At 66.6% G+C, this 10,778-nt stretch carries 11 protein-coding genes, 3 tRNA genes and 1 pseudogene; 14 read left to right on the forward strand and 1 reads right to left on the reverse strand.

The genetic code is table 11. From position 1 onward, the window contains the following. Positions 1 to 90: 90 nt before the first annotated feature. From KDH83_RS12110 to KDH83_RS12165, 12 genes and pseudogenes are all read left to right on the forward strand, one after another. Positions 91 to 993: a polysaccharide deacetylase family protein gene (locus KDH83_RS12110; protein ID WP_212315939.1), complete on the forward strand. Its 903-nt coding sequence runs from the start codon at positions 91 to 93 to the stop codon at positions 991 to 993. Further along, complete coding sequence (locus KDH83_RS12115; RefSeq protein WP_249205039.1) at positions 990 to 2,009, forward strand: asparaginase; 1,020 nt, start codon at positions 990 to 992, stop codon at positions 2,007 to 2,009. The genes KDH83_RS12110 and KDH83_RS12115 overlap by 4 nt, the downstream gene beginning before the upstream one ends. A gap of 46 nt (positions 2,010 to 2,055) precedes the next feature. Next, a complete protein-coding gene (locus KDH83_RS12120; protein ID WP_249205040.1) occupies positions 2,056 to 3,255 on the forward strand; it encodes an MFS transporter in 1,200 nt (399 codons plus the stop codon). 200 nt (positions 3,256 to 3,455) lie between these two features. Beyond that, positions 3,456 to 3,531, forward strand: a tRNA-Gly gene (locus KDH83_RS12125). Positions 3,532 to 3,709: 178 nt separating this feature from the next. Then, a pseudogene (locus tag KDH83_RS12130) lies at positions 3,710 to 3,958 on the forward strand (hypothetical protein); the annotation flags it as partial. 291 nt (positions 3,959 to 4,249) lie between these two features. Beyond that, positions 4,250 to 6,460 (forward strand): TonB-dependent siderophore receptor, encoded by a 2,211-nt coding sequence (locus KDH83_RS12135; protein WP_212315948.1) that lies wholly within the window; start codon positions 4,250 to 4,252, stop codon positions 6,458 to 6,460. A gap of 23 nt (positions 6,461 to 6,483) precedes the next feature. Then, positions 6,484 to 7,167 carry a Fe2+-dependent dioxygenase gene (locus KDH83_RS12140; RefSeq protein WP_212315950.1) on the forward strand — a complete coding sequence of 228 codons (684 nt, stop codon included), beginning with the start codon at positions 6,484 to 6,486 and terminating at the stop codon, positions 7,165 to 7,167. A gap of 238 nt (positions 7,168 to 7,405) precedes the next feature. Continuing rightward, positions 7,406 to 7,481: transfer RNA gene (locus KDH83_RS12145), tRNA-Gly, on the forward strand. 54 nt (positions 7,482 to 7,535) lie between these two features. Then, positions 7,536 to 7,609, forward strand: a tRNA-Cys gene (locus KDH83_RS12150). Between the two features lie 101 nt (positions 7,610 to 7,710). After that, positions 7,711 to 8,064, forward strand: coding sequence for a hypothetical protein (locus tag KDH83_RS12155; protein ID WP_249205042.1), 354 nt, complete (start codon positions 7,711 to 7,713; stop codon positions 8,062 to 8,064). Between the two features lies 1 nt (position 8,065). Then, positions 8,066 to 8,692 carry a DUF2946 family protein gene (locus KDH83_RS12160; protein WP_212315954.1) on the forward strand — a complete coding sequence of 209 codons (627 nt, stop codon included), beginning with the start codon at positions 8,066 to 8,068 and terminating at the stop codon, positions 8,690 to 8,692. Then, on the forward strand, positions 8,689 to 9,120 hold the full coding sequence (locus KDH83_RS12165) for a hypothetical protein (RefSeq protein ID WP_212315956.1): 432 nt from the start codon (positions 8,689 to 8,691) through the stop codon (positions 9,118 to 9,120). Before KDH83_RS12160 ends, KDH83_RS12165 begins: the two co-directional genes overlap by 4 nt. A gap of 3 nt (positions 9,121 to 9,123) precedes the next feature. Here the strand turns inward: KDH83_RS12165 and KDH83_RS12170 are convergent, their stop codons facing one another. After that, positions 9,124 to 9,525: a DoxX family protein gene (locus tag KDH83_RS12170; protein WP_212315958.1), complete on the reverse strand. Its 402-nt coding sequence runs from the start codon at positions 9,523 to 9,525 to the stop codon at positions 9,124 to 9,126. A 130-nt stretch (positions 9,526 to 9,655) separates the two neighbouring features. On the opposite strand from KDH83_RS12170, the gene KDH83_RS12175 reads away from it, so the two are divergent. Next, positions 9,656 to 10,585 (forward strand): LysR family transcriptional regulator, encoded by a 930-nt coding sequence (locus KDH83_RS12175; protein WP_249205043.1) that lies wholly within the window; start codon positions 9,656 to 9,658, stop codon positions 10,583 to 10,585. 10 nt (positions 10,586 to 10,595) lie between these two features. Beyond that, positions 10,596 to 10,778 (forward strand): zinc ribbon domain-containing protein (locus KDH83_RS12180; RefSeq protein ID WP_212315960.1); only part of this gene is annotated, 183 nt, incomplete at its 3' end.

The raw sequence follows: 10,778 nt of genomic DNA on the forward strand, positions 1-10,778 counted from the left end.
CGATGCAACCCGGTCAAATCCTTCTGGATTCTCTTCCATCATTTGGAATTGTCGACACGACCGAAGTCTTTCCCCGCTGGAGCGAAGCCGATGCAGCCGTCCCCTCCCCCCTGGTCCGCACGCGACCGCGTGCCCTACGAACCGATCACCCACCGCGCGCCCTTCACGCTGCCGGGCAATGCGCGCGTCGCCGTATGGACCATCGTCAACGTGGAAAACTGGCAGCCCGGGCTGGCGATGCCCCGCGCGGTGCTGCCGCCGCCCATGGGCCAGCCGCTGCTGCCCGACATCCCCAACTGGTGCTGGCATGAATACGGCATGCGCGTCGGCTTCTGGCGCTTCCTGGACGTGTTGAACGCGCGCCGGCTCAAGGCCACGCTCGCAGTGAACGGCACGGCTTGCCAGCTGTACGCCCCGGCCTGCCAGGCCGCGCTCGACGCCGGCTGGGAATTCATGGGCCACGGGCATGTGCAGCAGCCCATGCATCGCGTGGCCGACCAGGCCGCGGCGATCCGCGACACCATCGCCGCCATCAAGGCCTTCACCGGCCGCGCGCCGCGCGGCTGGGAAAGCCCCGGCCTGACGGAAACCGACGACACCATCGACCTGCTGGCCGAGGCGGGCATCGAGTATGTGGCCGACTGGGTGCTGGACGACCAGCCCGTGCCCATCAGGACGCGCTCGGGCGATATCCTGTCGGTGCCCTATACCGTGGAGCTCAACGACGTGGTGATATCGGCCGTGCAATTGCACGGCTCCGATGAACTGCTGCGGCGCGGCCGCGACCAGTTCGACCAGCTGTACCGCGAGGGGGCCGACATTCCCCGCGTGATGGCCATCTCCATCCACCCCTATCTCACCGGCGCGCCGCACCGGATCCGCTATCTGGCGGAACTCTACGACCACATCCTGTCGCATCCCGACGTGCTGATGTGCACGGGCGAAGAGATCCTCGACATCTACCGCGCGCAATCGCAAGGAAACCGGCCATGAACGGCGTGCCCGGCCTGAACCCGCCCCGCATCCTGCTGCTCGGCACCGGCGGCACCATCGCGATGGCCTCGGACGCCGGCGGCGCCATCAAGCCCGCCCTGCAGGCCGACGAGCTGGTCCGCGCCGTCCCGGCGCTGGAGCGGATCGCCGCCCTGGAAACCGTCGCCTACTCGAACAAGCCGGGCGCCACGCTGACGCTGCGCGATCTCGCCAGCCTGTCCGACGTGATCGCGGACGGCTTCGACCGCGGCTGCCAGGGCGCCGTCGTGGTGCAGGGCACGGACACCATCGAGGAAACCGCTTTCGCCCTGGAACTGCTGGCGCAGAGCGCGCTGCCCGTGGTCGTGACGGGCGCCATGCGAGGCGCCCAGGCGCCGGGCGCGGACGGCCCGGCCAACCTGCTCGCGGCCGTGACCGTGGCCGCCTCGCCGGACGCGGCCGGACTCGGCACGCTGGTGGTCATGGGCGACGAGGCGCATGCCGCGCGGCACGTGCAGAAGACCCACACCACCCTGCCGTCGGCCTTCCGCTCGCCCGGCGCGGGACCGCTGGGCACGATCCAGGAAGGCCAGTTCCGCCTGTTCGGCTGGCAGGCGCCACTGCCGGCCGTGCGCGTCGCGGCCGCGCGACTGGACGAGACCCCGGTCGCCCTGCTGCGCATCGGGCTGGACGACGACGGGCGCATGCTGCGCGCGCTGCCGCAACTGGGCTACCAGGGCGCGGTCATCGAAGCCATGGGCGCGGGCCACGTGCCGGCATGGCTGGCGTCAGACATCGGCGAACTGGCGGCGCGGATGCCGGTCGTGCTGAGCACGCGCGTGGCGGCGGGTCCGGTGCTGCGCATCACTTACGGCTTCCCCGGGTCCGAGAGCGACCTGCTGGCGCGCGGCGCCATCCACGGCGGCAGCCTGGGCGGACTCAAGGCCCGGCTGCTGTTGCGCCTGCTGCTGGCGGCGGGCTATCAGGGCGCCTCGCTGCGCGCCGAGTTTGCCTGCCGCAGCCTGGCCGACGCCTGAGCGCGGCCACGTCATACCCATCAACGCCCACACAGGAGTTCCCCAAATGCAAAAGCGCCACGCAGCACTCGGGATGTTCGCCGTGCTGCTGTTCTCGTATGTCATCAATGCCATAGACCGGCAACTGTTCTCGGTGCTGGCGGCCGATGTCCGCAACGCGCTGGATCTGAGCCTGCCGCAGGTGGGACTGGCGTCCACGGTCTTCACGCTGGGCATGGGCGTGGCGGGCATTCCCACCGGCTACCTGCTCGGCAAGATGTCGCGCAAGTCGGTCACGCTGGTCGGCCTGGTGATCTTCTCAGCCGCGACCTACCTGACCGCCTACTCGCGCGGCCTGCCCGATCTGCTGCTCTACCGTTTCGTCTCGGGCCTGGGCGAGGCCATGCAGCTGACCGCCCTGCTGGCCATCGGCACGAGCTACTTTTTCCAGCACCGCGCGGTCGCCGCCAGCTCGCTGAACTTCACCTTCGGCATCGGCGCCATCATCGGCCCCAACCTGGGCGCCGCCATCCTCGGCGCCACGCACTGGAAAATGCCCTTCATCGTGTTCGGCCTGTCCGGCATCGTGGCCTTCGTGCTGATCGTGCCGCTGGTCAAGCCCTGGTTCAGCGAAGCGCGTCCGCAGCCCGATCCGGCCGCGAACCGCTCCGGCGCGCCGGCCGATCCCGCGCTGGACAGCCTGTGGGCCCCGACGCCGCTCATGCTGGCCGTCGCCACCGCCTTCGCCGGCCTGTCCATCTACGGTTATCTGGGCCTGTACCCGACCTATCTGCGCGACGCGCTGGGCTTCACGCCCAAGCAGGCGGCGGGCGCGGTCAGCTTCTACGGCCTGGGCGCCCTGCTGTCGCTGCTGGGCGGCTGGTTGGGGGACCGCTACGACTACCGCAAGCTGCTGTTCTTCTCGTTGCTGATCTCTGCCGTGGCCGGCGGCCTGCTGTTCACCGAACTCGGCCATTCCCTGGCGCTGCACGCGACGCTGTCCTTTGTCTTCGGCGCGGCCATCAGCGGCATGGTCTACGCCAATCTGTCGGCCGGCATCATCAAGTCGGTCAGCAGCGCCAAGGCCGCGCAGGCTTCCGGCCTTTTCGTGGCAAGCCTCTACATTCCCGCCGCTTTCGCGGGCTACCTGCTAGGTCATCTGAAAGGCGAAATGGGCTGGACCCTGGCAGGCATCCTGCAGGTGTCGGGCTGCGCGCTGCTGGCGGCCCTGCTGGCCATCATGGCGGGCGCGCGGCGCGCGGATTGAGCGCGCGAGGCAGGACGTTGCCTGCAGAACGCGCCCCAAGCCCGACCCCGGACGCTCGTGCATCGCGGTTTTGCTCAAATCCGGAATTCGGGTAGAATTCGCTCCCGCCTTGGTTCTGGATCGATTGATCCGAGTGATCAACCTAAGAACAAGGCGCAGGCAACGCCCCGGTCGGCATGACGGCGGCGCCAGCCAAAAACGCGGGAGTAGCTCAGTTGGTAGAGCGCAACCTTGCCAAGGTTGAGGTCGCGAGTTCGAGACTCGTCTCCCGCTCCAACATCCGATCCGCAGATTTCCACCAGAGTCTGCGCATCATTGAAAAAAGGGCCTGTCGGCCCTTTTTTCATTTCCGCGCGATCCCTCTTCACGCGAGATAAGGCAGCATCGGCGCGGGCACCCGCTCGTGGATCTGGCCCACACGCTCGACGATCTTCAGGCACGACGCTTCCAGGTGGCGCCGCTGGGCAAGCTCGGGGCGCGCTGGCGCTTGCTCGACACAGGCTGTTGCGGCATGGCGGGCTCTTTTGGATTCAGCGCCGATCATTACGATCCTTCGATGAAAATCGCGGAAGACAGCCTGCTGCCGCAATTGCGCGCGACGCCCGAGGATGCGGATGCCATCGTCATTACGAGTGGATTCAGCTGCAGCGAACAGATCGAGCATGGCAGCGGCAGGCATGCCCTTCACATTGCCCAACTGGCCTTGAAGACGCCGCGCAGGAATCTGCCACCCAGGCAGGCCCGATACATACCGCAAATGGCGGCACTCATGGAGCAGGGGAAGTCTCCGCGCATCAGGGCCGGACGCCTGACCTGGCTGGATGAAAGCAAGGGGAGCATGGCCGCGCAGCGGGCAGCCAGGAAGCCACGAGAGCAACCCCACCCTCGCCGTCTCATAGACATCCTTAACGAATAGGACTTATCCGATTGCGGCGCCAGGCTTGATGAATCTTTAATAGAAATAGGAACCATTCCTATTAAAAAGGATTACATCATGACCTCGCCGTACATCCGCTCACGCGCCCTGCCGCCCCGCGCCAGCCTCTATTCCGCCTTCGCTGCCGCGACCGCCGCCACCCTGGCCGCGCCGGCCTATGCCCAGGGCGCCGCCGACGGCGGCACGAGCGTGCAGCTGGCGCCGGTCACGGTCAGCGGGCAGGCGGTCACGGGTTCCAAGACCGACGTTTCCGGATCGGCCAAGTACGCCGTGCCGCTGCTGGACGTGCCGCAGACCATCACCGTGGTGCCCCGCCAGGTGCTCGACGAACAGAACGCGCTCAGCCTGCGGCAGGCCCTGTCCAACGTCTCGGGCATCACCTTCAACGCGGGCGAAGGCGGCGCCGGGTCCGGCGATTCGATCAACATCCGCGGCTTCAGCGCCAACGCGAACATGCAGGTGGACGGCCTGCGCGACAGCGCGCAGACCAGCCGCAGCGACCTCTTCAACCTCGAATCGGTGGAAGTCATCAAGGGGCCCAACTCGGTCTTCGGCGGCTCGGGCACCACCGGCGGCAGCATCAACATGATCAGCAAGCTGCCCAAGTCCACGGACTCCACCGAAATCGCCGCGCGCCTGGGCACCGACCGCTACAAGCGGCTCACGGTCGACACCAACCAGACGCTGGGCAGCGAGGGCTTCGCCGCCTTCCGCCTGAACCTGATGGCCCATGGCAACGACGTGCCCGGCCGCGATCAAATCTACAAGCGCCGCTGGGGCGTGGCGCCTTCGCTGACGCTGGGCATGAACGGGCCAACGCGGCTGACGCTGAGCTTCCTGCACCAGACCGACGACAACCTGCCCGACTTCGGCGTACCCGCGCTGAACGGCAAGCGGCTCGACGGCGTCTCGCGCGAGGCCTATTTCGGCTGGCGCAACCTGGACAAGGAGAAGATCCAGTCCAACGCGCTCACCGCCAAGCTCGAACACGACTTCTCGGCCGACCTCAAGCTGCAGAACCTGACCCGCTATTCCAGCCTGAGCCGTGACACGACTATCTCGGCCTCGCACGTGGATCTGCGCGGCATGCGGCCGGGCTACTACAAACCGGCGGGCCCGCAGGGTTTTGGCCGCGATTCCACCACCGAAATGTGGGTCAACCAGACCAACCTGACCAGCAAGTTCGACACCTTCGGGCTGGGCCATACGCTGATGACGGGTTTCGAAATCTCGCGCGAAACCTATGACCGCACGACCTACTCCTACAACATCAACCGCTACTATCCCGCGGGCGGCTTCGAACTGGCCCGTCCGCCCGGCCGCTGGGACGGCCCCACCAGCAAGAGCGCATCCGCCCGCAACAAGACCAGCCTGGACACCAAGGCGCTCTATGCGATGGACACCATCGCGCTGGGCCGGATGTTCGATGTCAGCCTGGGATTGCGCTACGACTGGATCGACGCCAAATCGTCCAGCCGCCCCGTCACCGGCCCGCGCCTGGACGTCGACAGCGCCGACCGCAAGCTCAGCACGCGCGTCGGCCTGACGTTCAAGCCCGCCGAGAACGGCCGCATCTATGTGGCCTACGGCACGTCCTTCAATCCGTCGGCGGAATTCCTGGTCACGACCGGCAGCGGCCTGGATGCCAGGAACAACAGCCTGGCGCCGGAAAAGAACCGCACGGTCGAGCTGGGCACCAAGTGGGAACTGCTGGACCAGCGCCTGGCGCTGGGCGGCGCGCTGTTCCAGGTGGACAAGACCAATGCCCGCGAAACGCTGGCCGACGGCAGCTACCTGCTCGCCGGCGCCCAGCGCGTGAAGGGCCTGGAGCTGAACCTGTCCGGCAAGGTCACGCCGCAGTGGGACGTGTACGCCAACTACACCTACATGGACAGCGAAACGCGCAAGTCGACCACCCAGCCGCTGCGCGTGGGCCGCGCCCTGGGCAACACGCCGCGCAACTCCTTCAGCCTGTGGACCACCTATGCCCTGCCCGGCGGCTGGACGGTCGGCTACGGCGCGCGCGCCGTGGGCACGCGCAACGTCACCTCGCAGGGCGACGGCAAGCTCGACGCCTACTGGATCCACAGCGTGATGGCGTCCTACGACGTGAACCGCAACCTCAAGCTGCAGCTCAACGTCGAGAACCTGGCCGACAAGGCCTATGTCGAACGCGTGCGCCAGGTGGCGGGCGGCGAGTCGCGCTCGTCCGCCATCGAATACGGCGACGGCCGCTCGGCCATGTTGTCGGCGATCTACAAGTTCTAGGCAGTACACAGGAAGCCGCGACGATGATCGTCCACATACCCGGCGTGCTGGACGCCGGCCAGCTCGCAAGCTGCCAGCAACTGCTGCTGCAGGCGGACTGGCAGGACGGCCGCGGCACGGCCGGCTTCCAGTCCGCCCTGGTGAAGAACAACCTGCAGCTGCCCGCCGATTCCGCGCAGGGACTGCAGGCCGCCGCGCTGATCGACCAGGGCCTGGCCCGCAACCCGCTCTTCATGTCGGCCGCGCTGCCGGCGCGCATCTTTCCGAAGCTGTTCAACGTCTACGGCGAAGGCCAGTCCTTCGGCCTGCATGTGGACAACGCCATCCGCTACCCGCCCGGCGCAGCCTCCGGCATCCGCACCGACCTGTCGGCCACGCTGTTCCTGTCCGAGCCGGACAGCTACGACGGCGGCGAGCTGCTCATCCAGGACACCTATGGCGAACATGCGGTCAAGCTGCCGGCGGGAGACATGGTGCTGTATCCCGCCGGCAGCCTGCATCGCGTCACGCCGGTGACGCGCGGCATGCGCCTGTGCTCGTTCTTCTGGATCCAGAGCATGATCCGCGACGATGGCCAGCGCGGGCTGCTGTTCGACCTGGACGGCGCCATCCAGGATGCCGGCCAGCAGCTGGGCGCAGGCCATGGCGTGGTGGTCCGCCTGACCGGCGCGTACCACAACCTGCTGCGCCGCTGGGCGCATCCCTAGCGCCCAGCTTAGACCTCTCCAAAGCCCCCGGGCGCCGCCGACGCCGGCCACGCAGGTCGGCATTAGGCGGCGCCCACGCTCCGGCTGACCGCCATCTTGCGCCCGCCTTGCCACTTTCACGCACACGTCCCGAAATCTGTGTATAATCGCTGTCTTTGGTGAGTGCCAGTGCGCAGCAAATCGCGAACAGCGGCCTGCGAACAATGAACGGCAAGCATCAAAATGCAGCAATGCAAACGCGGGAGTAGCTCAGTTGGTAGAGCGCAACCTTGCCAAGGTTGAGGTCGCGAGTTCGAGACTCGTCTCCCGCTCCAAATACAAAAAGGAAGCAACGGCCATCCCGAGCTTCCTTTTTTCTTGCAAGTGCTGGCGCAATGGCAGAGTGGTTATGCAGCGGATTGCAAATCCGTGTACGTCGGTTCGATTCCGGCTTGCGCCTCCAGCATCTTTCCCCCTTCCCCCCGAGCATCTGGTTACCCATCCCTACCTCCGGTCAGGCGGTTGATTGCTATGGTGTCGCCGTTTTCCACTGACGACACGACCATGCACAAGCACACGGATCCCCGCTCACCGAAGGAGCGCCGCCCCGCCGCATCGATCTGGGCGCTGTCGGCCGCCGCGCTGATCGCCCTCTCGCCGCTGTCGGCCGAAGCCGGCGACAAGCATCATCACCGCTACAAGCGCGGTGAATACAAAGAGAAGTACTGGGATGGCGCGTGTAAAGTCGAGCGCAAATGGAAGCGCAACGGCGACTACAGCGAAAAGCGCAAGTGCCGGGATGACGATGACGACCGGGGCTATGCTTACGGCTACGCGCCGCGGCCAGCCATGGTTCCCATGATGCCGGTCGCGCCCGCGATCGTGATCAACCCGCCCCCCATTGTGATCAGACCCTGAGATGGATCAATCGGTGAAAGACGCCATCGCCCGCTGGCCCGACGTGCCGGCGGCGTACGGCTGGCTGTCGCTGGACGCGCGCGGCCGCTGGCGCTTTCACCCGCAGGGACTGTCCGCGCAGGGCGGCCCCGGCGAATCCATCACCAATTCCCAGATCCTGGATTTCATCGGCCGCAACTACGCGCATGACGACGCCGGCCGCTGGTTCTTCCAGAACGGGCCGCAGCGCGTCTATCTGCGGCTGGACGCGGCGCCATATGTGCTGCGCCTGGACGATGCGGGCCGAGCCCTGCTGACGCACACGAACCAGCCGGTCACGGCAATCAGCGCCTGGTGGCTGGATGACGCGGGCAGCCTGTATGCCGTGACGCCCGCGGGCCCCGGCATCGTGCTGGACCGTGATCTGCCGGCGCTGCTGGACCAATTGCGCGCGCAAGACGGCGCCCCGCTGCTGGACGCCCTGGCCGAACTGACACCTGGACAGCCACCCCTGATGGTTGAATGCGCGGCTTATGGTCGGGCGCCGCTGCGCATGGCGGCGCGAGCGGACCTGCCGCCGATCCTCGGTTTCGAGCCCGCCGCGCCCGCACCGGCAACCGCACGCTCACCCGGCGACAACTCCACATGACCAGCCTGCGCGATATTGGCCTGTCCCAAGGACTGATCGACCATCTTGCCGCCGATGATCAAAGCGGCCCGTTTGGATATCGATGCCAGCCTGCCCATTACTGGAAATCCTCGCCCATCTCCGAGCGCGATATCGTCGCTTTGTGGGAAAGCGGCACCGTCCTCAACTATTTCGATCAGACCAGGCGACGTTTCGAGCAGTGCTCGCTTGAAGACATCGACGCGCCCTGGCATTCCTTCACATCCCTGCAGGGCGCCCTGGCCGTTCTGTTCATCACCGGGTACGAGGATGAGCTGAGCGACGAGGTCCTGCGCGACTACGCCCGCAGCTTCGATTTCCGACATATCGAACGGATGCTGGCCGAAGTGCCGCAAGCCCCGGAAGCATACGAACACTGGCGCCAGACATTCCCGGCCAGTTGCGCCTGACGCTCAGCCGCGGCGGCCCGGCTTGAGCGCGAACTTGCCGTCACCCAGCAGCGCCAGCACGGCCGCCACCACGGTCAGGAAGATCGGGTATTCCCAGCCGCCGCCCGGATTGCCGAAACCCCAGCCATTGCCGAAGTGCACGGTCGACGCGACGAACAGCTGCACCACCGCGATGGCGGCGACCCAGCGCGGCCACACGCCCAGGATCAGCAGCACGCCCGCGGCAACTTCGAAAATGGTCACGGGATAGGCCAGCCAGCCGGCGAAACCGATCTTGGCGAAGAACTGCGCCGTGCCCGGCAGCGTGTACACCAGCAGCTTGGTCAGGCCGTGGGCCAGGAACATGACGCCCAGCGCCACGCGCAGCAGCAGCGCCGCATAGGGCGCGGTACGGTTATCGATCATTGCGTTCTCCTTGTCTGGAACATGAATCGCCCAGGACGGGAAGATTCTTGACGGGCGCCATTTTTGCGATTCCTAAAACAAAGATAAACATGCAAAATCGCAAATTATTGTTCCCAAAAAGGAAACAATCTTGGATACGCATACCGCCATGCAGACCTACGCCAAGGTCGTGGAACTGGGCTCATTCGCCGCCGCCGCGGACAAGATGGGCCAGGCCCGCTCCGTGGTGACGCGTCAGATCGCCTATCTGGAACAGAAGTACGGCGTGCGGCTGCTCAACCGCACCACCCGCAAGCTCAGCATGACGGACGCCGGACGCGCCTTCTATGAACGCGTGCGCCCGATACTGGCCGAGGTGGCGGACCTGGAGCAGGCCCTGCAGGCCGAAGGCCAGCGTCCCAGCGGCCGGCTGCGCATCAGCGCCCCGGTATCCTTCGGCATCCTGCACCTGGGGCCGGCCATCGCCGAGTACCTGCAGCAGTACCCGGACGTGGTCATCGACCTGGACCTGAACGACCGCGTGGTGGACCTGGTGGAAGACGGCTACGACGTGGCCGTGCGCATCGGCCCATTGCAGGACTCGTCGCTGGTGGCGCGGCCGCTGGCGCCGCAGCGGCTGCTGGTCTGCGCTTCGCCCGACTACCTGCGCCGCCACGGCACGCCGGCCACGCCCGAGGACCTGAAGCAGCACCGCTGCCTGCACTACGCCTACGCCAGCACCGGCAATGAATGGCATTTCGAGAAGGATGGACAGCTGCGGCTGCTGCGCGTGAACGCGGCGCTGCGGGCCAACAACGGCGACGTGTTGCGCACCGCCGCGCTGGCCGGGCATGGCGTCATCCTGCAACCCGATTTCCTGGTTGGCGACGACGTGCGCGCCGGGCGGCTCACCGAGATCTTGACCGACTACGTCAATACCTCTATCACCATGTATGCCGTCTATCCGCACCGCCGCTTTCTGTCCCCAAAAGTCCGCTCCTTCGTCGAGCATCTGGAGGCGCGTTTCGCCGTGCCTCGGCCCGTTCCCGCATCGGGCGCAGCGAAGCGCCGCAGCCGGTAGAATCCTGTCCATGACCGCAAAATCGCCCATCGAATATTTCCCCGCGCCGCGCCGGGCGCGCTTCTGCAGCCAATGCGGTTCGCCCGTGAACCGCCGCGTGCCCGAAGGCGACAACCGCGAGCGCGACATCTGCGACCATTGCGGCGCGATCCACTACCAGAACCCCAGGCTGGTGGTCGGCACGGTTCCGGTC

The sequence above is a fragment of the Achromobacter sp. Marseille-Q0513 genome (genome assembly GCF_018195695.1).
In the GTDB taxonomy this organism is placed as follows: domain Bacteria; phylum Pseudomonadota; class Gammaproteobacteria; order Burkholderiales; family Burkholderiaceae_B; genus Achromobacter.